This is a genomic window from Vibrio quintilis (assembly GCF_024529975.1).
In the GTDB taxonomy this organism is placed as follows: domain Bacteria; phylum Pseudomonadota; class Gammaproteobacteria; order Enterobacterales; family Vibrionaceae; genus Vibrio; species Vibrio quintilis.
The window spans coordinates 1,989,889-2,013,854 of sequence record NZ_AP024897.1 but is presented as its reverse complement, the minus strand read 5'-3'; the positions used below and the strand labels follow the sequence as shown (position 1 = coordinate 2,013,854).

Annotated in this window: 21 protein-coding genes; 9 read left to right on the top strand and 12 right to left on the bottom strand. The window is 44.6% G+C overall.

Annotated features, from left to right (window positions below):
• Nucleotides 1-386: 386 nt before the first annotated feature.
• Genes OC443_RS09500 through OC443_RS09490 form a run of 3 tightly spaced genes read left to right on the top strand, consistent with a single transcriptional unit; the run spans nt 387 to nt 1,815 of the window.
• Nucleotides 387-749 carry a VC1380 family protein gene (locus OC443_RS09500; RefSeq protein ID WP_073586372.1) on the top strand — a complete coding sequence of 121 codons (363 nt, stop codon included), beginning with the start codon at nt 387-389 and terminating at the stop codon, nt 747-749.
• Nucleotides 750-787: 38 nt separating this feature from the next.
• A complete protein-coding gene (locus OC443_RS09495) occupies nt 788-1,234 on the top strand; it encodes a tellurite resistance TerB family protein (protein WP_073586371.1) in 447 nt (148 codons plus the stop codon).
• Between the two features lie 29 nt (nt 1,235-1,263).
• Complete coding sequence (locus OC443_RS09490; protein WP_073586393.1) at nt 1,264-1,815, top strand: gamma-glutamylcyclotransferase family protein; 552 nt, start codon at nt 1,264-1,266, stop codon at nt 1,813-1,815.
• A gap of 175 nt (nt 1,816-1,990) precedes the next feature.
• Here OC443_RS09490 and OC443_RS09485 read toward each other — a convergent pair whose 3' ends face one another.
• The gene (locus OC443_RS09485; RefSeq protein WP_073586370.1) at nt 1,991-3,616 is read right to left on the bottom strand and encodes an Ig-like domain-containing protein; all 1,626 of its coding nucleotides are present in this window, start codon (nt 3,614-3,616) and stop codon (nt 1,991-1,993) included.
• A gap of 418 nt (nt 3,617-4,034) precedes the next feature.
• Between OC443_RS09485 and rimO the strand changes: the two genes are divergently transcribed.
• Nucleotides 4,035-5,441, top strand: a complete 1,407-nt coding sequence (rimO, locus tag OC443_RS09480; protein ID WP_262021660.1) for a 30S ribosomal protein S12 methylthiotransferase RimO — start codon at nt 4,035-4,037, stop codon at nt 5,439-5,441.
• Nucleotides 5,442-5,535: 94 nt separating this feature from the next.
• On the opposite strand, the gene OC443_RS09475 is transcribed toward rimO, so the two are convergent.
• On the bottom strand, nt 5,536-6,066 hold the full coding sequence (locus OC443_RS09475) for a 3'-5' exonuclease (RefSeq protein ID WP_073586463.1): 531 nt from the start codon (nt 6,064-6,066) through the stop codon (nt 5,536-5,538).
• 263 nt (nt 6,067-6,329) lie between these two features.
• Here OC443_RS09475 and OC443_RS09470 point away from each other — a divergent pair, with 263 nt between their 5' ends.
• From OC443_RS09470 to OC443_RS09460, 3 genes are read left to right on the top strand one after another with little or no spacing between them, the layout of a single operon-like run.
• Nucleotides 6,330-6,953: a DUF2760 domain-containing protein gene (locus OC443_RS09470; protein WP_073586464.1), complete on the top strand. Its 624-nt coding sequence runs from the start codon at nt 6,330-6,332 to the stop codon at nt 6,951-6,953.
• Nucleotides 6,953-8,800 (top strand): Hsp70 family protein, encoded by a 1,848-nt coding sequence (locus OC443_RS09465; protein WP_073586465.1) that lies wholly within the window; start codon nt 6,953-6,955, stop codon nt 8,798-8,800. Before OC443_RS09470 ends, OC443_RS09465 begins: the two co-directional genes overlap by 1 nt.
• Before the next feature lie 2 nt (nt 8,801-8,802).
• Entirely contained in the window at nt 8,803-11,601 is a 2,799-nt protein-coding gene (locus OC443_RS09460) for an Hsp70 family protein (RefSeq protein WP_073586466.1), read from the top strand.
• Nucleotides 11,602-11,626: 25 nt separating this feature from the next.
• Here OC443_RS09460 and OC443_RS09455 read toward each other — a convergent pair whose 3' ends face one another.
• On the bottom strand, nt 11,627-12,130 hold the full coding sequence (locus OC443_RS09455) for a GNAT family N-acetyltransferase (protein WP_073586467.1): 504 nt from the start codon (nt 12,128-12,130) through the stop codon (nt 11,627-11,629).
• Nucleotides 12,131-12,339: 209 nt separating this feature from the next.
• Here OC443_RS09455 and OC443_RS09450 point away from each other — a divergent pair, with 209 nt between their 5' ends.
• Nucleotides 12,340-13,530 carry a carbohydrate-binding protein gene (locus OC443_RS09450; RefSeq protein ID WP_073586468.1) on the top strand — a complete coding sequence of 397 codons (1,191 nt, stop codon included), beginning with the start codon at nt 12,340-12,342 and terminating at the stop codon, nt 13,528-13,530.
• A gap of 110 nt (nt 13,531-13,640) precedes the next feature.
• On the opposite strand, the gene OC443_RS09445 is transcribed toward OC443_RS09450, so the two are convergent.
• From OC443_RS09445 to queE, 4 genes are all read right to left on the bottom strand, one after another.
• A complete protein-coding gene (locus OC443_RS09445) occupies nt 13,641-14,243 on the bottom strand; it encodes a hypothetical protein (protein ID WP_073586469.1) in 603 nt (200 codons plus the stop codon).
• A gap of 228 nt (nt 14,244-14,471) precedes the next feature.
• Nucleotides 14,472-16,028 (bottom strand): sensor domain-containing diguanylate cyclase, encoded by a 1,557-nt coding sequence (locus OC443_RS09440; protein WP_073586470.1) that lies wholly within the window; start codon nt 16,026-16,028, stop codon nt 14,472-14,474.
• Between the two features lie 270 nt (nt 16,029-16,298).
• Nucleotides 16,299-16,994: a 7-cyano-7-deazaguanine synthase QueC gene (gene queC / locus OC443_RS09435; RefSeq protein WP_073586471.1), complete on the bottom strand. Its 696-nt coding sequence runs from the start codon at nt 16,992-16,994 to the stop codon at nt 16,299-16,301.
• Nucleotides 16,995-17,004: 10 nt separating this feature from the next.
• Nucleotides 17,005-17,673, bottom strand: a complete 669-nt coding sequence (gene queE / locus OC443_RS09430; protein WP_073586486.1) for a 7-carboxy-7-deazaguanine synthase QueE — start codon at nt 17,671-17,673, stop codon at nt 17,005-17,007.
• 212 nt (nt 17,674-17,885) lie between these two features.
• Between queE and OC443_RS09425 the strand changes: the two genes are divergently transcribed.
• The gene (locus tag OC443_RS09425; protein ID WP_073586472.1) at nt 17,886-18,692 is read left to right on the top strand and encodes a Cof-type HAD-IIB family hydrolase; all 807 of its coding nucleotides are present in this window, start codon (nt 17,886-17,888) and stop codon (nt 18,690-18,692) included.
• A gap of 127 nt (nt 18,693-18,819) precedes the next feature.
• Here OC443_RS09425 and OC443_RS09420 read toward each other — a convergent pair whose 3' ends face one another.
• From OC443_RS09420 to tyrR, 5 genes are all read right to left on the bottom strand, one after another.
• Nucleotides 18,820-19,503 (bottom strand): expansin EXLX1 family cellulose-binding protein, encoded by a 684-nt coding sequence (locus OC443_RS09420; protein ID WP_073586473.1) that lies wholly within the window; start codon nt 19,501-19,503, stop codon nt 18,820-18,822.
• Nucleotides 19,504-20,144: 641 nt separating this feature from the next.
• Nucleotides 20,145-20,621, bottom strand: coding sequence for a GNAT family N-acetyltransferase (locus OC443_RS09415; RefSeq protein WP_073586474.1), 477 nt, complete (start codon nt 20,619-20,621; stop codon nt 20,145-20,147).
• A gap of 207 nt (nt 20,622-20,828) precedes the next feature.
• Entirely contained in the window at nt 20,829-21,416 is a 588-nt protein-coding gene (locus OC443_RS09410; protein ID WP_073586487.1) for an HD domain-containing protein, read from the bottom strand.
• 361 nt (nt 21,417-21,777) lie between these two features.
• The gene (gene rimJ / locus OC443_RS09405; RefSeq protein ID WP_073586475.1) at nt 21,778-22,344 is read right to left on the bottom strand and encodes a ribosomal protein S5-alanine N-acetyltransferase; all 567 of its coding nucleotides are present in this window, start codon (nt 22,342-22,344) and stop codon (nt 21,778-21,780) included.
• A gap of 15 nt (nt 22,345-22,359) precedes the next feature.
• Nucleotides 22,360-23,907, bottom strand: coding sequence for a transcriptional regulator TyrR (gene tyrR / locus OC443_RS09400; protein ID WP_073586476.1), 1,548 nt, complete (start codon nt 23,905-23,907; stop codon nt 22,360-22,362).
• Between the last annotated feature and the right edge of the window lie 59 nt (nt 23,908-23,966).

Genomic DNA, 23,966 nt, shown 5'->3' with positions numbered 1-23,966 from the left:
ATTACATTCTGATTAAAACTGCGCGGATTGTACCATAATCCATCCGGAGGATACCAAGCCCTCAAAAAGCAGTTCACATGAATTTCCGGCGATTTCATCAGGAAAAATTTTTCCTTTCTGTTCTTTTTCAGCCACACTTTCTGTTTCAGCAACACCTCTGAAGCTGATTCAACTTTGGCGGCCAGATGCTGCTGTCGCAAGGTTACCGGAGCGCGTTTGCTGCAAAAAACTTCATCAAAGATCAACAGACTCTGAAATATCTGGTATTTTATTGCTTCAGGATTTTTGTTTTAAATCTCAATAAACCCGCAAAATAGTGACGCAAACGATTCGTTGATGAAATGAGCCGTTTATCAGCCAATACATTGAAATGAGATATACATAACGTGAAAGCCTCCAGACTTGTGCAATTACTTCATTCTCTGACCGGCGACCCGGAAGTAGTAACCGGTGAAGAGTGGCTACCGGAAAGACTGGTCCATGCCAAACAACTGGATAACTACCTGTTTCTGGAGTTTGACAATGTCCCGGAAGACAACCAGGGAGAAGAAGAAGGCCGCGGGTTTGTTGAACATGAAATCAATCTGATCAGAGAACAGATTATGCAAATCTTTCAGGAAGAGGCTTCACTAAACAGCAAGCAGGAAGCAATTCTTGCGCTAATCCTGTATGCTCATGAACGAACCTCTTCTGAAGTTGTCGAAATGTTGGGTCATTTTGGCGAAGAATCACCAACAAATGATGAATAACCAGATTTATTCGTTTTATTTTCATCAATGGAACAGATATGTTGAATGCAATTGCGTCTATTTTTAAAGAACTGATTGACGCTCAGTCATCACCAGCGAATGAAGATCAACCCGATCTGGCGATTGCCTGCCTGCTGACAGAAGTTGCCAATGCTGACCACAATGTTGCAGAGGAAGAGACGATAGCCCGTCGTCAAATACTACAAAAAGTCTGTCAGGTCAGTGAAACCACAGCAGATGCTTTACTGCATCAGGCTGATCAACTGGTCCGGGACTCAGCCTCTCTTTATGATTTTACTTCTCAGCTTCGTTCGTTATCCCATCCCAAGCGTTATGAACTGATACAGGCGATGTGGGAGCTGGCGCACACCGATGGCTATATCGACCCGTTAGAAGATGCGGTTATCCGCAAAACGGCAGAGCTGTTATATGTCGATCACAGTGAATTTATCCGCGCAAAAATCAGTGTTTCAGATCATATTTAATTCAATTGTAGGGCTTATTATTTATGTCGATTTATATCTTTGGCTATGGCAGTCTGATGAATTCTTCTTCCCGCCGGTTAACCGGACAGACCGGCCATGCAGTCCCGGCTGTGGTTTCCGGGTTAGTCAGACACTGGGGCAAGGTGAATGACAATTACATCGCATCACCACTGGTTTCTGAACCAGGAGACGGATTAGTCAATGGTGTCCTGCTTGAAATTACGATAGATGAGCTGAAAGAATTTGACAGAAGAGAAGCCGGCTATCAAAGAGTCCGTCTTCAGCCTGAACAGTTTGAAACCCCGCTGGATATCACTGCTGAAAATGACATCTGGGTCTATATCAAACCACAACCTCAACCGCCATGTGAAAACATACCGGTATTACAGACTTACATTGATACGGTCCTTTCCGGCTGTCTTGAAATCTCAGAAGATTTTGCCCGCTTTTTTATCCGTCATACGCAGGGCTGGCAGGCACCGGTTGATAATGATCGTCAACAACCACGCTATAAAAATTACGCTGGTATTCCGTCCCATCATGTTGAGTTGATTGATCAGTTACTGGCCGTTGATGCTTAAATGCAACAGTGCCTGAATGAAGCCACTCTGACTGGTATGTTCATTCTCTTTTTCACTCTGCATTCATTATTCTGAGAACCACTACAAAGTTCAAAGGCCGATCGAAAGTCTGAAAAACGATAAAAAAATCTCCGGGGAAAAGTCCCCGGAGATTTGAATAAAAGCCGCTCAGCTTTTATTGAATTTCGATTTCTGTACCGTCAACATAAACTTTACAGCCATCTGTTGCACAATGGATGTTGCTGTATGTTGTGTCAGCATCTGTCAGTGAAGTCAGATAAGATGTACCTGTTACAACCCACTGGCTGTCAGCATCTAAAGTCAAAGTAACGCCGGATGCAGTATTGTCAGTGTTAATCGCACCTTTCAGCAATGATGGCTGAAGGTCACTTTTGGCCAGTGTAATATCTGCTGTACTGACATCATCCACAATCACGTCACCCGCCAGTTTCACACCGTTCGCAGTGAAGTTAGCTGTACCGCCTTTGTAGTCCCAGTGTTTGTTGAGCGCAGACAGCAACAGAGTCGGACAGCTGTTGTTCACTTCAACATCATTCAGCGTCATGGTACCGGTCTGGTTCGCAACCACAAATGCCGCACAGTTATCTGTTGCTGTGTCAGATGTATTTGAAGTATCTGTATAGTTAAATACACCGCCAGTCATGTCGAAGCATGAGCCTACGCCACATTCACTGTTGTCCGCATCTCCGGACATACTTTGATAAAGGAAGACACCACGGTGTTCATCAAGGCCGGAAGTACCGTTCAGAGTGACATTATCCAGTTTCACAACGTTACTGCCTTCCAGTACAACCACTTCAGCATTGGTTGTAGTGAATGTCGCATCTGAAGCTGTAATCGTACCTGTTGAATAGATACCGGCAGAGCGCATACCAGTGGCTTTATAGTTACCACCGTGAACAACAACAGTACCGCTGCCCCGATCCGTACCCACAACCGAACTTGAAGCACCTGTTGTCACCGCATCAACATTATTTGCGATAATGGTACCGCCGCCGGCAGCAAATACTGCGTGACCGCCATCTGCGGTTGCTTTCATTTTTGTATCAGAGACGGAAATAACACCCGAACCATAAGCAAAGACAGAGTTTGCCCCCATGCCTGTTGATGTAATGCTACCACCGTGAATCGTCAGGTTACCGCCGTCATAGTTGAGTACAGCTGCATTCAGGCCAAAGAAGCTGCTTTCTTCGTTACTTGAGCTTTCACCTGATGTTGTAATCGTTGGCTGTTCAAGCACTAATGCTGCATCTGTTCCGGTCACACAGACTGCACTTTCACTGTCTGTACTTGTGGTATAGGTGCCGCTTTGTTCGGTTAATGTACCGGAATCAAGCAGATAAGCAGCAGTGCCTTTACCACAGGCGCCAGATGTCCAGCTGCCGTAATCTGAAGTTTCAACGGTCACGGCTACAGGCTCAGACATACTGCCTTTATATGCCGGTGCACCATTATATTTTGCTGAAATGTTATGAATACCGGCAGGCAACACGGCAGTCAGTGAAGCTTCACCAGAATCAAGAGGTGCAGCCCCAAGAACCGTCGGGCCGTCCATAAACGTGATATAGCCGGTTGCATCAGAAGGAGTCATAGAGACGGTCAGTTTCACTGTTTCTGTGGTACTTGCAGAAGAAACAGATGAAGCGAGCGTTGTTTTAGTGAAAACTGATGGTAAGCCAGCAGGATTTCCATCAGGCATAAATTCGTTAGCATTCGCATAAACAGAGCCAACGGACAAAAGAATTGCCAGGGGATAAGTTGTTTTATATAAACGTTTCATTTTTATATTCCTGTTTTTCGCCTCTCAAAGAGACGTTCTTTATTGCTTGAATAACGACTTATACATATCCTGGGAACAGCAGAAACCCGGAAGAAAAACTGAGGAACACCGGGCTTGTCATTTTGTAAATATATGTAAATTATACAAATATTGAGCTCAGACGCTGCCGTTCCTGTTTTTTACAATAGCGCCAGATGGTGCATATCACATTTGATATAGATCAATTCTCACAGCAAAGAAACGTAAACAACAATTTGCATATATTTACAATTTTCATCTGGTATTCCGTATCACCGCTGCCACACATATCTCCCCTATTCAATCGCTGCCTGTCCGGTATAATGTCTGCATTTAAAATCACAATAATTCGCACATCATATTCGCCGGAAAGGCGAATGAAGGAAGCAAACGGAAAGCAATGACAGTCCAGACATTTACCCCAAATCAGACCACAACACTTGATACAGCTAAAAAAACACTGGCAAAACAAGACCAGGATCAGCCTTCTCCGGCCGGGCACCGAATCGGTTTTATTTCTTTAGGCTGCCCCAAGAATCTGGTTGATTCAGAAAGAATTCTGACTCAGTTACGTACAGAAGGTTATGATATTGTCGGCTCTTATCAGAATGCCGATCTGGTGATTGTCAATACCTGCGGGTTTATTGACAGTGCGGTTCAGGAATCGCTGGATACGATCGGAGAAGCCCTGAATGAAAACGGCAAGGTCATCGTAACCGGCTGTCTGGGTGTCCGGGAAAATGAAATCCGCGAAGTTCATCCCAATGTACTGGCAATTACCGGACCGCACGCTTATGAAAATGTGCTTGAACAGGTTCACCAGTTTATTCCCCGCCCGGAACACAATCCTTACACCAGCCTGGTCCCTGACCATGGGGTAAAACTGACGCCGAAGCACTATGCTTATCTGAAAATATCAGAAGGATGTAACCACAAGTGTACTTTTTGCATTATCCCTTCAATGCGGGGCGATCTGGTCAGCAGACCCGTCGGCGAAGTCATCAGCGAAGCTGAACGCCTGAAGAATGCCGGTGTAAAAGAGTTACTGGTAATTAGTCAGGATACCAGCGCCTATGGTGTCGATACCCGCCATAAACTCGATTTTGCTGATGGCACACCAATCCGTCACAATCTGCAGTCACTGTGTGAAGCTCTGGGCAAACAGGGAATCTGGGTTCGTCTTCACTATGTCTACCCTTACCCGCATGTTGATGATCTGATTCCGCTGATGGCAGAAGGAAAAGTATTGCCCTATCTCGATATTCCTTTTCAGCATGCCAGCCCGCGGGTGCTGAAAATGATGAAGCGGCCCGGACAGGCAGAAAGAACGCTCGATCGGATTAAAAAGTGGCGGGAAATTTGTCCGCAGCTGGTTATCCGTTCAACGTTTATTGTCGGTTTCCCCGGAGAAACCGAAGAAGATTTTCAGCTCCTGCTTGACTGGTTACAGGAAGCACAACTGGATCGCGTGGGATGCTTTAAGTATTCACCGGTAGAAGGTGCAGCTGCGAATGATTTGGCTGAACCGATCCCGGAATCTGTCAAACAGGAACGCTATGAGCGTTTTATGCAGATTCAGCAGGCAATCAGTACTGAGAAACTGAAACAGCGCATCGGTACAAGCATGCAGGTGTTGATTGATGAAGTAGATGACGAAGGTGCGATTGGGCGGACTTATGCGGACGCACCGGAAATTGACGGGCTGGTTTACCTCAATGGAGAAACCTCGCTGAAACCGGGTGATCTGGTTGAAGCGGTGATTGAACACTCTGACGAGTATGATCTCTGGGCAAGTCTGGTCAGTTAAAGCTGTTGCATTTTTCTTTCTCTGACCACCGCGAATTGCGGTGGTCAGTCAGCCATCAAAACATAACCGGCTTTCTTCACAAAACTATTCTGCGCTACAGGATCTTCAAAGCCAGTTTTGCCAGATTAAAAGCATCAACATAGCCGGAATGTTGTCGTCCTTCCCAACCCAGCCCCAGCGATTCCTGTGCATCCCGGTGGCCAATCCGTTTATTTTTCATTCGTTGCTGAATTCTGAACAAAGTCGCAAGGTTAATAAACTCTCCAATGGGACACGCAATATTTTTTGCTTCACATTCCTGTTTCAGGATTAAATCATCCCTTCCCCAGGATGCGTAAATCTTCTTCGTGGAGCCAAAATTTTTCGTCATCGATTGAATCACGTTCTCTAATGATCGCCCCTGCTTTTCGATTTTTCGTGGCGTAATACCGGTCAGTTGGCTACAAAACAGTGAAATTTCATCTTTCTCCGGTTTGACATAATACTGTGCCCGTTTCACGATTTCCTGCTGGTCCAGAGCAATTTCTGCCAGACCTATTTCAATAATTTCACCGGTTGTGCCCACCCCGTTTTCATTCCAGCAACACATCTCTAAATCGAAACAAACGACCCGGTTATAATTCATGAAAATAAAGCTCCTGAAGAATACTTATAAAATCCAAGCATAATAAAGCAATCCCGATATAAATAAATAGTCTTAATATGAATAGAAAAATATGCGCAAATCTTATCCAGTCAGGCTGGCGTAAAGGGAAAAACAGCGTTGGTGACTCCCGGCTTTTCGCCGGGCTGTGTTAATATTCCGGAATATTTTTAGCCATTTAATCCACAGAGTGCATATACTTTGTGAGTTGAACGATCAACTTCTCAACGCATAGAGACATAATCATGAATTTCGATTTTAATACAACAATGCCCACAACATTCGATCTCCTTCATATTATTCTGACACTGGTCTGCCTGGTTTTACTGGTAGCTCTCTTCACCCGTCGTTCAGCCGTAGTTGAAAAGATTGTTGAAAAGCCCGTCGAAAAAATTATCGAAAAACCAGTCGAGAAGATTGTCGAAGTTGAAAAAGTGGTTGAAGTAGAGAAAATCGTTGAAAAAGTGGTTGAATCAAAACTGGCAACCACAACAACAGATGCGGCACTCCAGCTGTTAGCCCTTTTCCAGAAAGAAGCCCGGTTAATCGACTTTTTAAATGAAGATATTGCCGCCTATTCTGATGAAGAAGTCGGCGCTGCAACCCGCGTGATTCATTCCGGCGGACAAAAAGTTCTGAAAGACTATCTCAGCCTGACGCCAATCAGAAGCGAAGATGAAGAAACCCGGATTTCAGTTGAAGACGGTTTTAATCCGCAACATATCCGCCTGACAGGTAATGTGACCGGTTCAGCACCTTATCAGGGCACACTGGTTCATAAAGGATGGCTGGCAACTTCAGTCGAATTACCCAAGATTTCAAAAGATTATGATGTTGCCGTGATTGCACCGGCGGAGGTTGAATTATAATGGAACATCGTTATTCCGTTGGCATTGACTTAGGCACAACGCATTGTGTCCTGTCTTATACCGACCTGCAGGATGAGCAGGAAAATGTCACCGTCATGCCGGTTGCGCAAATGACAGCACCGGGAAACGTCGAGTCTCTGCCTCAGCTGGGCTCATTTGTTTATCAGCCCCACGAACAAGAAATGTCCCCGGAAACGCAAACACTGCCGTGGACCGACGCCCCCGAAGCACTGGTCGGCGCCATTGCCCGTCAGCTGGGGAGTAAAACCCCGCTCCGGCTGATTGCCAGTGCGAAATCCTGGCTTTGTCACGGCGGCGTGAACCGCCGGGAAGCCTTTCTGCCAGCCGGAAGTCCGGAAGAAGTCGAAAAAATTTCGCCGCTACAGGCAACCGAACTCTACATCGATCATATCAAATGTGCGTGGAATCATCAGTTTCCGGAACATCCGCTGGAACAGCAGGATGTGACTATAACGATTCCGGCCTCCTTTGATCCGGCCGCCCGTGATTTAACCGCCGAGGCGGCAAAAAACCGCAGTTTGAATCAGCTGACTTTACTTGAAGAACCACAGGCTGCACTGTACAGCTGGATTCATGGCAATGAAGCCAGCTGGCGTGATCAGGTGACCGTTGGGGATGTCGTCCTTGTGGTTGATATCGGTGGCGGCACCACAGATTTATCACTGGTCGAAGTCAAAGAGCAGGATGGCAATTTAATTCTGGAACGGGTTGCTGTGGGCGAACATATTCTGCTGGGTGGCGATAATATGGACCTGGCACTGGCATACCGTCTGAAAATGAAGCTGGCTCAGGATGGAAAAGACCTGCAACCGTGGCAAATTCAGGCAGTCACTCATGCCTGTCGTGATGCAAAAGAGGCCCTGCTCAATGATCCTGAACTTCAGTCTGTTCCGGTAATTGTCCCGAGCCGTGGCTCAAAATTACTGGGTTCAACTCTGAAAACTGAACTGACTCAGGATGAGATTCGTCAGACACTGGTCGATGGCTTTTTTCCTTCGGTGCCCGTCACTGATCATCCGGTCCAACGTAACCGGGGCGCGCTGACTCAGATGGGGTTACCTTATGCTCAGGATGCCGGTATTACCCGTCATATTGCAGCTTTCTTATCCAGACAGGCAGAGTCCCCGGACAATACACAAGAGATGCCATTCGGCGGTATTCCCGGTTTAGACTCACAATCACCGGCTGCATTTATTCAGCCAACCGCCATTTTACTCAATGGCGGCGTGCTGAAATCTGACCTGCTGGCCACCCGTCTGATTGAAACCATCGACACCTGGCTGACCGGAGCCGGTGCAGAACCGGTCAGACAACTGTGCGGGATTGATCTCGATCTGGCCGTCTCTCAGGGCGCTGCGTATTATGGCGTCGTCCGCAAGGGAACCGGTGTCAGAATCAGGGGCGGACTCGCCAGCAGCTATTATGTCGGGATTGAAAGTGCGATGCCTGCCATTCCCGGGATGGCGCCACCGCTGGAAGCCATGTGTGTGGCACCATTTGGGATGGAAGAAGGCGCCAGTGTCCATCTGGAGAACAAAGAATTCGGTTTAGTGATTGGTCAGCCGGTTCACTTCCAGTTCTTTGGTTCCACCGTCCGCAAAGAAGATCAGGCCGGATCACATCTTGACAGCTGGGCAGAAGACGAACTGCTGGAACTGCCGGAAATTCAGGTGACGCTTGATGCAACAGAAAACCGCAAAACCGGAGAAATCGTACCCGTGACCCTGGCATCCAAAGTCACTGAAATCGGTACACTTTATCTGGAAGCCATCGCCACAGATAACGGACAGAAATGGCATGTTGAATTTGATGTACGAGAAGGGTAACTATGGCTTCTCCCAAATATCTGGTCGGCATCGACCTTGGCACAACCAATACGGTTGTTGCCTTCTGTGAATGTGGCAGCGACTTATCACAATGCCCCATCCAGCTTTTTCCGGTAGATCAGCTTGTCGGGCCGGGAGAAGTTGCCAGACGACCGACACTGCCCTCTTTCCGCTTTCACCCGCCCGCCGGACAGGCCCCCACTTCTGACTTCACCCTGCCCTGGGAATCTCAGGCGGTTGAAGGCGATTCAACAAACATTGTGATTGGCGAATGGGCCAGAACTCTGGGCTCACAGGTGGAAGGCCGGCAAATATCCAGTGCCAAAAGCTGGCTTTCTCATCCTTCAGTTGACCGGAATGAAGCGATTCTTCCCTGGGCCAGCGCAGAAGAAACACTGAAAGTCTCCCCGGTAACGGCCAGTGCAAGTTATCTGAACCATATCCGCCAATGCTGGAATTATCATTATCCGGCAGACCGGCTGGAAGCTCAGGATATTGTGATTACTGTACCGGCTTCTTTTGATGAAAGTGCCCGGAAACTCACACTTGAAGCTGCTGCTCTTGCCGGGCTGAGTGGCGTGAAGCTCCTCGAAGAGCCTCAGGCAGCCTGCTACGACTGGTACACCCGGCATCAGGATACAGTCGAAAGCCAGCTCCGTGACACGCCGGTCGTGCTTGTGTGTGATGTCGGGGGCGGCACAACTGATTTGAGCCTGATCACCGCTGATTTCAGCGACGACGGACTAAAACTGAACCGGGTCGGTGTTGGTGAACATTTGATGCTGGGTGGTGACAATATTGATTTATCACTGGCTCACCAGGCAGAACAGACATTCAGGCATCAGCAAAAGCTCAATGCCGCGCGGCTGAATAAATTAATCCAGCAGACCCGTCATACCAAAGAATTATTATTGGCAGCAAATGCGCCGGAGTCAGCCAAAATTACCTTGCTGGGCAGTGGCTCCCGTCTGATGGGCGGAACAAAAAGTATTGCATTGAGCAAAACACAGGTGCATCAAATTGCCCTGGACGGTTTTTTCCCGGAAACATCATTTGATGAACACCCGCTTCAACGCAAACGGGCGGTCGTTGAATTTGGTCTGCCATATGCCTCAGACCCGGCCATCACCAAACATATCGCTGCATTCTTACATCAGCATGAACAGATTACCTGTCAGGCCGATCAATCCATGGTGCCTGTCGGTGTGCTGCTCAATGGCGGGGTTTTCAATAGTGAACTGATTCAACAGCGGCTATTGAAAGTTCTTTCCGGCTGGAGCGGACAAGATGTTCAACTGATGGATAACCCACATCCGGATCTGGCCGTTGCCCTGGGTGCAGTCGCTTATCTGAAAGCCTGCCGCGGTTCTCAACTGAAAATCGGTGGCGGAGCCGCCCGCTCTTACTTCCTTCATCTGGAAAACAAGAACAAGCCAAACCAGGCGATTTGTTTACTGGCCAAAGGCACAGATGAAAGTCAGGAAATCCGTCTTTCCAGCCGTCGCTTTGCACTCACGCTCGGTGAGCCGGTGCGATTCAGTCTGCTCACCACGCCACATGATCGTCTGCGTGGTCAGGAAGCAATCCGCAATGGCATGCTGACAACAGTCGACCCGGACGATTTTTCTCCGTTGCCGCCTTATATTGCTTCACTGGAACGCCTCAACGATCAGGAAAAGCTGGCCGCAAATCAAAAGGCACGGGTTGAAGTATTTCTTTCGTCTCAGCTCACGCCGGTCGGTACGTTAAAAATCGAATGCGTCAAAACCGATGATGAGCAGCAGCGCTGGCAGCTTGAATTTGAAGTCCGCCATCAGAAAGCCGCCGAGACCGCGGATAAAATAGCTTCCCCCGAAGCGGAAAAAGCCAAAGATCTGATTACCCGTTTATACAGTGGCAACAAAAATTCAGCTGAGCAGAAGGAAATTAACTCTCTGAATAAGAGTCTGGAACGCTTACTGGGCAAGAGAGAGACGTGGGATTCATCCGTCAGCCGGGATTTATTTGATACGTTAGCTCAGGGACGCAAACGCCGCCGCCGCTCCGAACAACATGAAAAGAACTGGTTCAGACTGGCAGGATATACATTACGGCCCGGCTTTGGTGATCCGGTAGATAGCTGGAGAATTGAACAAATCTGGCCTCTGTTCCAACAGAGTATTCAGTTTAAAAACCATCAGGGATGGAGCGACTGGTGGGTTTTCTGGCGCAGAATCAGTGGTGGGCTTGATCAGGAACAGCAGGAATCCATCCTTGCAGAAATCGCGAAATACATTCATCCCGGCGCGGTCAACAACCTCAAACAGAGTCAATCATCTCAGGACAGAGGCTACGAAGCGATGGTGCGGCTGGCTGCATCACTGGAGCACCTGGAAACGGAAGATAAAATTTTGCTGACCCGCTGGTTCCTGAAACGGGCAACCAGCCAGACACAACATTCACAGGCTCACTGGTGGGCGGTCGGCCGTCTGACTTCAAGAGTGCTGATGTATGGCAGTCAACATAAAGTGATTCCACGCGAACAGGCAGAACAGTGGTTACCTGAGCTGTTAAGTCAGGACTGGAAGCAGGATACAATGGCTGGGTTTGCCGCAGTCATGATGTGTCGTAAGACCGGGGACAGATCACTGGATATTGCTGAATCATTCCGCACTGAAGTGACCAAAAAACTTCAGCAAAGCAAAGCCGCTGAAAGCTGGCTGAGATTAGTCAGTGAAGTCAGCCAGCTTGATGAGAATGATTCAAAACGTATTTTTGGTGATACATTACCAACGGGTTTACATTTACTTCAGACATCTTAACCGTTTAAAACAAACAGAGATGCCATCATACATCTTTGTTTGTTTTAAAGCGGATAAAGTTCATTTTTAAATCCACATCAATATCTTCTTCTAATTGATATTGCTCACCAACCACATCTGAAACGGCCGACAGCCAGAACTTCAGAGCCCCCGTATTTTCAAGCAAAACACGTATTTGCCATTGCCCCGGATATAATTTAACAATCTGTTTCAGCGCCTGTTTACCGACGCCCTGCCGTTTAAACTTACGCAAGATAAAATATTGTGAAATATCATAAATAGATAAACTCTCAGGATATTTACGGATCAGAACAAAACCTGCCAATTCATCATCTGCCATAATGAAATAAGGCACATGATCATCAGAATCCCAATAGACATCGAGTTTCGATGAATCATAGGTATCATAATGACCTTCTTTCGTCGGCTCCCACCCCATAAATTCGGACATATCATAAATGTAATATGGAAATAAGTTTTCCAAAACTGTTCTTGATTTATAATCAATTTTAATAAGTGTAACTTTCATTTAAAAATTCATCATCAAATAAAAAGCGAAAATTAATGATATATCTATCCAGATAACAATGCCAATTTTAATTAAATAAATGTTATTAATATTATAATTGCGATATACACAAGCAAAATCAAAACAATTCGTTGATGTGATTTGATTTTTATAATAAATCAACTATGACGGTCTTAATTTTCTTATAACCATTATATTGAGAGACTTCTATGAAAAAATTAAATACAACATTAGCGTTAGCCGGCTGTGCCCTTTTTTCACAACAAGCAATGAGTGCCAACTGGCAGCTTGTCTGGCACGATGAATTCACAAACAGTATTAGTTCTGACTGGGTATTTGAAACAGGAAATGGCTCTTCAGGATGGGGAAACAATGAGCTGGAATATTATCAGAAAGAAAATGCTTCAGTAGAAAACGGCAATCTGGTTATTACAGCAAAGAAAGAGAGTTCACACGGGTTTAAATATACATCTGCCCGCATGAAAACCCAGGGGTTACAATCATTTAAGTACGGAAAAATTGAAGCCAGAATTAAGCTGCCAAACGGCTCTGGTTTATGGCCTGCATTCTGGATGCTTGGCAGTAATATCGATTCCGTCAGCTGGCCTTACTGTGGTGAAATTGACATTATGGAGCACGTGAACTCTGAAAGTCAGACTCATGGCACCATTCACTGGCAGGCAGACCAATATGCAAATTATACCGGTCACAGCTTTAATATTGATGTCACAAAATATCACACCTATACGGTTGAGTGGGATAAAAGCGAAATTCGCTGGTATGTTGATGGCACCATGTATCACGTCGCAAGTATACTGGACAATATTAATGGCACGGATGAATTCCATAAACAATTCTTCATCTTACTAAATATGGCAGTCGGTGGTAACTGGCCAGGATTTACTATTGACGACAGTAAAATGCCGGCCAAAATGTATGTTGACTATGTCCGGGTCTATCAGGATAAAGACAACACCAGCAGTTCTCATACCGGCAGCAGTAGCAACAGCAGTAGTTTTTCAAAAACCATTCAGGCTGAAGACTACAGTTCAATGAATGGTGTTGCGACTGAAAGTACGTCAGATACCGGTGGTGGTAAAAATGTTGGCTGGATCGATACCGGTGACTGGATGGCCTTCAATAACATAAAAATTCCTGCAACAGGCGATTATCAGATTGAATACCGCGTATCCAGTGCAAATGGTGGTGCCCGCTTGTCTCTTGATCACAGCTCAGGAGCAACCGTTCTTGGCTATCTGGATATTGGCTCAACTGGCGGATGGCAATCATGGAAAACCTTATCACAGCATGTCCATATCGATGCCGGAACTTATAACTTTGGTATCTATGCCCAGACCGGTGGCTTTAATCTGAACTGGTGGAAAATTAAAAAACTTTAATCAGTCATATCCTGTGAGATAAACCCGATGATAAAAAAGAACAGCGCAGGCATTTACCGGCTGTTCTTTTTACTGATCTTCATATTCAGGTCACTCAGGTAAGTATCCGGTTAAAAGAACATCGACATATAAAGGTCAAAGCCACTCCCGTCTACTTCTTGTCCGGTCATTTTTTCTTTGTAATCAATATCGGTATATTTAATGCCAAATGCCGACATTTCACCCCATATACCCATTGTTCTGAATTCGTATTGCGCCGTAAAGCCAACCTGGTCATCAAAGTGATAAGTTGTGTTACATACGTGATCGACCCGGCAGCGCAGACGGACATTATGATGATACGCGAGCCCGGCACCAACTTTATGGCGGGGATTACCAAGCATTAAAGACAACTCAAACGGAACCCGGGAAAAATTAACATCCCCTTCCACTTCAGCCAGAAAATCATTTTTATATGTTACACTTCCTCTCAGAAGTGCAAATTTATTCAGCGGAAAATCCATTCCACCCGTAATAGAGATTCCGGAACCTGCACTGACCTCTTCGGTCTCCATCGTGGAACCGTTAAAATATTCATGCTTAATCAGAACATCACCACCACCACCAACACCTGCAGAAAAAAATGGCATGATCCGCTGTTCCATCGCAGATGCATTTGATGCAGCCAGCACTCCCGCAGCCACCATCATTTTTGTTAAATGTTTATTCTTCATTGTCATACCCTGCTAACTCAAATACTGCTCATTCAATTTCACATGATGAGCCAGTTTTTTATATATAAATTATTGCTTTTTAATGTATTACTGAGATAAATCAATAATACAATGTATTATATATAAATATAAAACATTGTACAATTGCAATTTAAAGAGCGGTCACATCATTGTGTAGTAAGACACAAATCTGATAAAAACGAATTAAAAAGGAATCAATTCAGCAAGTCACATCACCCGGTTTCTTCCGGATGACTTTCCTTTATATAAAGCCCGATCGGCCCGGATTAATAAATCCTTCTGATTTAAGTGCCCGTCAGATGAAGCAACACCAATCGTGATTGTCATTTGGATACGGTAATCCTGATAAGAAATCAGCTGCTGGCTAACATACTGGCGCAGTTTTTCACCGATTTTCATTGCATCAGTATAATTTGTTGCCGGCAGAATCACACTGAACTCCTCTCCTCCAATCCGGGCCAGCGTATCGGTTTTTCTGAGATTCTGTTTCATGCCAGAGGCAACCTGTTTCAGCACCTGATCACCGACATCATGCCCATATCTGTCATTGATCTGTTTGAAATGATCAAAATCAATCGCCAGAATACTGACCGGCATTTGCTTGATGCCTGCTTCGAAAGTTTCCATCAGCATGCTCATAAAAAAGCGGCGATTGAACAGCCCTGTCAGCGGGTCGGTGGTCGATTCCCGTTTGAGTTTAAATTCCAGCGATTTCTTATCGGAAATATCAATCAAAAGACCAGACCATAACTGCCGCACTTTATTTTTTGTCACCGGTACTGAGTGGCCATACAGCCAGCGGACTTCGCCATGATTTAATACCCTGAATTCGCACTTCCACTCTTTTTGCCCTTTCTCCGCTTTGACAATACTCCGGTAAACCCGTTTTCTGTCAGCCGGATGGACGGCATTGAATAATAGCCGGGTGTCTTTTTTAATCTCTTCCGCGGTCTTGCCAAACAAAGTCTGCACCTGAGGACTCATATAAGAAAAACATATTTGCCCGTCATCTACGCGCTCATATTGATAGATCATGCCGGGTGCGACCGCAGTCAATGAAACCAGCTGATTGTATAACTTCATGATTTCTGAAATATCTATCAGACAACCAATCAGTCCGACAGGCTTCTGAGTTTCGGGGTCAAACATTACCCGGGCCCGGTCTGCCAGCCAGATATACTCTCCCTGCTGGTTACAAAACCGATATTCCGTGCCACAGAACTTATCATTCAGACATTCACGACAGGTGTTGAGGTATTCCTTGTATTTCACCTGATCATCCGGGTGAATCTGCTGAATCAACCAATCTGGTCTGCCAAAAATATCTTCCTGAGAGAAACCGAGCAGCGTGACAATATTCGGGGAAACGTTCTGGATGGTATTAAGTTTTAAATCAAGGTGATAAGTGGCTGAAGGGCTCAAAGACATGACGTTGTGATGGTCTTTCTTTGTTTTATGTTCTGAACCTGAAACCCGCCGGAGAGAGAGTAATACATTATCTGAAGGCTCAGTCTCAGACAGTGAGGACAAGGTTACCAAATAACCAGACCAGACATGCTGTCCGATCACCGTGGATAATTCCAGTTTGCCATGGCGTTTAACCATCGCGTAAAAATGTTCACTCCGGAAGGTTGTTGCTTCATTGGGCGACCGGAAATAAAGGTTGCCTATCCGGTCAGAATAGTCGTGTATATCTGTATCTTTGTAAGAAGACAGTACCTCACCTTGCTTATCGAATAAAAAATTCATGCATTTGACTGACATAAAGCCTCTTTACTCTTACAGAACATATTCTTCCACAAGTCTATGGTAGTCCAAGCTAATAGTGATAGACCAGAAAATGAGGACGAATTCGGTGATTAATTTGACACTTATACACAAAGTATGAAAATGTCTGTATAAACAAAAGCATCCGGATGCATGATTTATTTTTCCGGACCAAAATACATACAAAAATTACCGTAAAAAATAAAACAAAGAACTCACGTCAGATGCATGAGTTCTTTGTCAGGAAGATGGGGACAGTGGCGTAAATCAGACGACTGACCGCTGTTTATCAAGGTATGATTTCAAGATTTCAGCCTTATTCCCGTTATAGGTATCCAGTCCGGCTTTTCTGAGCTGACATGACGGACATTCACCACAACCATCACCAACAATCCCGTTATAGCAAGTCAGTGTATTTTCTCTGACAAGCGACAAAGCACCATAATGATCAGCCATTGCCCATGTTTCTGCTTTATCCAGCCACATCAGCGGCGTCACCACCAACAGATCACGCTCCATCCCCTGAACCAAAGCGTGATTCATCGCTTTGACAAAGTCATTCCGGCAGTCAGGATATCCCGAAAAGTCAGTTTCACACACACCGGTAATAATCGCACTGGCGCCAATCTGATAAGCATAAATCCCGGCTAAAGTCAGAAACAAAATATTCCGGCCAGGCACAAATGAATTTGGTAAACCATTTTCCTGCAATTCATTTGAAACCGGGATATCGTCTCTGGTCAGTGAGCTGATAGCCAGTTCATTCAGGACACTGGCATCGATAATTTTATGCGCGGTGACCTTCAGTTTTTTTGCTAATGCCTGCGCGACTTCGATTTCCTGCCGGTGCCTTTGTCCGTAATCAAATGTGATTGCGTGTACTTCATCATAATTCTGAAGTGCTTCAACAAGACAAGTTGTCGAGTCTTGCCCGCCACTAAATACGACGACTGCTTTCGTCATGTTAATACCCTCATGCAATACTCAGATACTTATGTGTCTGAATCGATAAACGCCAGTTTCGTTCTGTACACACCTGAATACATAATTCAGTTGCACGCTGCTTTTGGCTAATCGGTTGCAGAGCTATGATTGTTTCCTCAGGTATCCGAGCCTGTTTTAACAAAGTATCCAGTTGCTCAATATCCTTGAGCGTCCCAACCGGATGTTTAATTTCATTTGCTCTCAGCAATGCGCTGGTCAATACCGGTAACTTACCTTTCATTCCTATTTTAGGAGAAACGGTCACCCATGTGTTCTCTGAAGCTTTGATTTCAGAAGTACCACTGGTTTCTATCTGACACCGGCAACCAACATGCTCAAAGGCACAGGATAAAGCAGTCAGATCATAGATACATGGCTCCCCACCGGTGATCACAATATGCTTTGCCGTATACCCCTGCTCCTGATAACGCTTCACGATTTCTTCAGGTGTCATTTCGCACCATGCCGGGCTATCCTGCGTTTTCATAATCACATCCTGAAATTCACGCCGGTCAGCTTCATCTGTCTCCCAGGTTTGTTTCGTATCACACCACGCACAGCCGACGGGACACCCCTGTAAACGAATGAAAACAGAAGGCACACCGGTAAAAACGCCTTCACCCTGAATGGTCTGGAATATTTCGTTAATTTTATACAAGCTGGTCATCCGAATAACACTGGAGAGAGAACACTGGTCGCAGACCATAATAGAAGCGCCACCTCAGGTCAAATGAAACCCGTAGTTTCATCTGTAAGTCATAAATATCTGGTTCAATTTAGTGCTAATTGATAAGGTGTGATGATATTCTCATACGCAATTCAACAACTTTTAAGGCCGGTTGACCTTGAAACACAGCAGCGGTAATTCCCATGTATAAACTTATTGGATTAGATCTGGACGGCACATTGCTGAACAGCAAAAAACAAATCTCACCGGAAACAATTGCAGTCCTGCATGAAGCAAAATCCCGCGGAATAAAAATTGTACTGGCATCAGGCAGGCCCCTGGAAGGGATGGTTCCTTATCTGGAACAACTGGCGCTTTGCAGCGAAGATGACTTTGTCGTTTGCTATAATGGTTCCATTGTGAAGAATGTCGCCACAGGCAAAACCATTCACCAACAGGTTGTGACAGCATCAGATGTCAAACAAATCGCAGCTTTGGCTGAGGACCTGAATGTGAATACTCATGCTTTCAGTCAGGAACTGGGGCTTATCACTCCCAAAGAAACAACCTACACCCAGCTTGAAGCCACAATTAACGGCATTGAGGTGCATGAAACTGACTTTACTTCTCTTGAAGAAAATCATCCCATGATTAAAGCCATGATGGTTGATGAACCCGGCAAGCTGGCCCAGGCAATTTCCAGATTACCTGACCATCTGTATGAGCAGTTCACGATTGTGCAAAGTGCCCCTCATTTTCTTGAGTTCCTCAATCCACTCAGTAATAAGGGTTTGGGAATCAAAATGGTTGCACAGCATTTTAATATTCCTGCTGAACAGGTGATTTGCTTTGGTGACGCTGAAAATGATCACCATATGATAGAGTTTGCCGGTATGGGCGTCGCAATGGGTAATGCAATGCCGCAAACAAAAGCCATTGCTGATTACATCACCACAACAAATGATAATCATGGGGTTGCCGAAGGGATTGAAAAACTGGTTTTTATCTGAATATACCCAAACAACCTGAAGATGCAGGTTGCTTGGGTATATAAAGCACACCAGCTAAAGAGGCTAAAAGCCTCTTTAGTTCATATAAACAATTCATTTTAAATAATAACATTCTGTTTAAAACAGATTATTTTTCAGGAAACTGAACACCCGTGTCAATTTCTGTCGTCACTTTAAATGGAATATTACTGACTTCAACAACCTGCCCGTAAAAATCTGTAATCCGGAAATCATATGGCCCGACACCAAATCCTCTTTCTGCCAGAAAATAGTTATATGGTTTACGAGGTAAATTAATATATTGGTTATCACCACTCCGGCGATATTCAACTTTGGTTATCGGGTACATATGATCACGAACCTGAACAGCCGTCCACCACTGACTTGAGCCTTCTTTGAAATATAATTTCATATCCCCAGCCTGATTATTGGCAATATAATGCCATTTCACAGGGATACGTCCTTCAGGAATACTATCAATTTTAGCAAATGCTTTCTGGTCAAGATCCAGGTCACCTTTTTTACACTCAGGACACTGGTCATCAACCCGGACAATCACACTGGCACCGGTATTTTCACTGGTCACTTCAATCACTGCACCACAAGCAGCAGAACCATCATAATCAACCGCATTCATCGCGACAGTTAAAATTGAATCGTCTTTAGGAAAGCTACAGTTACCTCCGCCACCGTAGCCGTAAAAAGTGCCTTCACCATAGTGTTCGGAAGTATCTGCCAGTGCAACCTGACCAAATAGTGTTGCCGGAATAAAAATTAAAGCCGGTATAATTTTTCTTAGTGCCATATTCATACAACTGACTCCTTTATAAGAATAAATGACAAACAGAGTATTTCATGGAATTCAATTACAGGTATATAATTGAATTCCAAGATAACAAACACATCATTTATTTCAACAATTAACACCCATCATTATAAGTACAACCATTTATAAACAATTAAGCTCAATAAACAACTATAATTAATTTTGAGTCGTGAATTTTAATCGACTGGCATTTAATATCACTTCCAGTCCAAATCAATATATACAATTTCCTTTCAAATAAAAAGAAAAAATACTGTCATATTTTAATATTGAGAAAACCGATGAACTGTATTTATAGAAATTAAAATAAAAAAACACATAAATTTGACTTAACACCGACAGGAAATTTATTGAGGTATATATCCAAGTGACCTCAAGATGCATGTTCAGCGAGAATGGATTGGTTTCTGAGCAAGGCACTGATTTGTAGCCATAGTCATTCTACGTTGAAAACCAGTCTCGCAGAACAGGCGCCAATTAACCCCGCCCTTCGGGAGCTCATTAACAGGTTCATTTCTGCGTCAAGAGAATTTGAAAGGTGGGTACATTCCTGCATTCCCTTTCCTTGAACTGTACCTTGCGGCTACACGCTGAATCCTGCATCTTAAGGTTGCTTGGGTATAATATTATTTAACAGATTTTCTCAGCCAGTGAATATGGTGGTCAAAACCCAGTTGCTGATACAATTTTTGAGCAGATTGATTAAATGCCCAGACTTCAACGAATATCTGCTCAATGCCATAATCTTCAAACTCACGAATCAGGCGATCCAGTAATTTCCGGCCGATACCCCGGGAGCGAAATGCCGGAGAAACAAACAACTCATCAATACTGCCCATTAATACCGGCTTACTGACCATCGAGATCAATTCTGCAAAATGACCGGTAATAAACCCGACGATGATATTTTCATGACAGGCAATAAATATCAATGCTTCCGGAGAATCCAGATAATCATTAATCTGCTTTTCCTGCAGCACTTCCTGCGCTGTTTTAAAATGCTCAGGACAGGCAATATGATGCTCATCATGAAGGTCGTACATCATCTTTTCCAGCTGGACAAGATCTTCAGTACGGGCAAAGCGGATTTTAGTTGTTGGCATATCATTCAATAATGATGTTCAGATAGGCGTATTGTATGTCAGATCAAAAAAAAATCTATCCCGGATAAGACAGATTTGGGGTTTTATCTGACTTTCTGTTACCGGACGTAACAGAAAGTAAAATATGACATGGTGTAAACTAACGACAAAAAAGAGGTCAGGTTGAAACAATCATTGCATCAATCAAATATTGTCAGCCAGCGGGCGTTAAAGTTTAAGCCAGTTATTGTTTGCGGCCTGATCAATAATTTCCAGCGCATAATCCCACAAACATTCTGAGCCCTGCTCTATTCGTTGATTCATTGACAGAACCTGATGTTTATGGACACCGTATTCTTTCCAGCTTTGCCCTTCATTACAGTAATTCAGCATCACGGGTATTAAACGATCAAGCGCCTTCGCGAAGCGGGCTTCCGGCGTCACCGCTTCTTCAAATTCTTTCCACAGGGCTAAATATTTTTGTCCCTGATCATCGGGTAAGATACCAAACAGCCGCTCAGCCGCTTTTAACTCAGCTTCTTCCTGATGCTGTGCTGATTCAGAATCGTAGATAAAGGTATCACCGGCATCGATTTCAACAATGTCATGAAATAACAACATTTGAACAACTTTACTGATATCAACCGGCTCATTGGCATACTCTTCCAGTAAAATCGCCATGATGGCGACATGCCAGCTATGTTCAGCCGTATTTTCCAAACGTCCTTCAGCGCTTTTAACCCTTGTCCGCCTTAATATACTTTTCAGCCGATCTAATTCAATCACCAACTCAAGCTGCTTTTTCAGACGTTCGATCACCAATATCTCCTCCCATTCGATGAGTCAAATACACAACATCAACCAGATAAATCAGCATCGAAATATTAAGTGAAACTCACGAATGCTCATTTCTGTTTTATCATCTGTTCCACTGCCGGGAACGATCATTCATGAATGACAACCTTATCAGCAAATCTCTATACAGCACAACATACGACAGCTAAAAAAAACTATCAGATTGAAAGAATATGTTTCTATCAAAGCAAATGTGTACAAAAATCATCCAAATAAAACAAAACAGAAATAATAAGATGAATGATTCACTATTTAATACTGATGACCGGGGAATACTTATATACCCAAGCAACCTGAAGATGCAGGTTGTTTGGGTATAAAATTAACGGTTATTTTTCCACTCAGGGTTAATTAAAGATGTCATATGGTGGTCCTGCCACTTCCCGTCAATTAACAAATAATCCTTTGTTGTACCTTCATGCTCAAAACCAACCCGTTTCAGAACAGCTTCACTACGATGATTAAAAGGCATATAGGTCGCACTGATACGATGCAGGTTTTGCACTTTAAACATATAACGGCATGCCATTTTCAGCGCCCGGGTCATCACCCCTTTCCCCTGCGCATTTTCTGCCAGCGAATAACCGACAAAGCAACCATATAAAGGAAAACGGGTTATCTGACTGAAAGAAATTGTCCCCAACATTTGATTTGACGGCAAATCCAGAATCAAAATATAAAAACCCAGTCCTAACTGCCGCAACTCTTCAAGCTTTATCAGCTTTTGCGTCCATCCCTTTTGCTCAAAAAAACCAGGTTCCCGCTGTGGTTCCCAGGGACGAAGGTACTCTCTGTTATGACAAAAATACTTTGTAATCATCCGGGCATCTTCAACCCGGGCGGTACGAATGACAATATCTTCATCGATATCATAAATATGATTCTGCATATCAGGACATTCACCTTAGTTTTTACGAATATGATAATCTCTCAGCTTATTGGCAATTGAGGTATGGGAAACACTCAGGCGTTTCGCCAGTTTCCGGCTTGACGGAAATGACTGGTACAATTTAGTCAAAACTTTTGCTTCGTAATCACTCATTATGTCATCAAGCGAACCGTCCAGATTCAGCTGACCCACGCCATCGGACATTTTATCCACCTGTGGCAAATGAAAATGCTCCAGTTCCAGCATACCATCCTGAATTTCGGTTAAAGCTCTTAACACGATATTCTCCAGCTGACGCATGTTACCCGGCCACGGACAATGAGACAGTTTGTCCACCACCTCATCAGCAAGCCCGGGCTTTTTCATTCCCATCTGACGGGCATGCCGGGTTACAAACAGTTCAAGCAACGGCAGGATATCCGCCGGACGTTCTCTTAACGGAGGAATCGTTATCGTCAGCACATTCAGCCGGTAAAATAAATCTTCCCTGAACTGACCAGACTCAGCCAGACCTGCAAGATTATGCCGTGTCGAGGCAATGATTCTGACATCCACATGCTGTTCATGTTCTTCCCCGACCCGTCTGAAAGTGCCATCCTGAAGAAAACGCAGCAGCTTAATCTGAAGATGAGGACTCATCTCACCGATCTCATCGAGAAAAATCGTGCCGCCATCCGCCAGTTCAAAAATACCTTTATGCCCCGACTGATGATTAAACGTTCCCGGTGCGTGACCAAAGAGTTCCGTCTCCGCCACATCATCCGGCATTGAGGCGCAGCTCAGTACCAGAAACGGAAAAGCTGCACGCTCAGAACGGTTGTGACAGGCTCTGGCCAGCATTTCTTTACCCGTTCCGGTCTCACCTTCAATTAAGAGCGGTTGTTCAAGCAGCGATAATTTCTTCGCCTGATTGATCAACTGCTTATGCCGGTTAGAAACACCAACAAAGTGTTCAAAACCTAAATCATGACTGAGGGGTAACATTAACGGCGTACCGGAAGATGCGTGATCTTTCATCCTGAGAATAATCATCGTGCTTGCCAGAACCGATTCACTCAGCTCATTTCTGATATGAACCGGCATCATTTCCAGAATATAGTCCAGCCCGTTAATCACGATTTCTTCCCGGTAACGGGCTTTATTTCCTTCAAGCCAGCGGGAAAAATTAAATGATTGAATCAGTCCCGTAATCGGGATGCCAATCACCTCATCTTTTTGTTTGGCAAATAAAGACAATGCAGCGTAATTTGCCATATCAATCGTGCCTTTCATATCAATAGACAGAACAGCATCAGGCAAATTATTTAACAATGAGATCAATTCAGTATTATGCCTTTCTATCGGCATAAACTGGACTTTGCGAACATCCTTTACTCCGGAGATCATCCGGATTTGAGCCATTAACTCGCTAAATGTTGCAAAATCAATATCAGGACAGTTCAGATAAATGATACCTGAAACATCAATTTCAATGCCTCTTAAATCAATCTTTCTTGAGGCCAGAATGTCCAGTAATTCCCGGGTTAGCCCGAGTCTGTCTTCACAAAAAACTTCGAGACGCACAGATGTGAACCTAAAAAGTGTCAGGAAAAGTTGACAGTAGTTTCTATCAAGGCCATAGA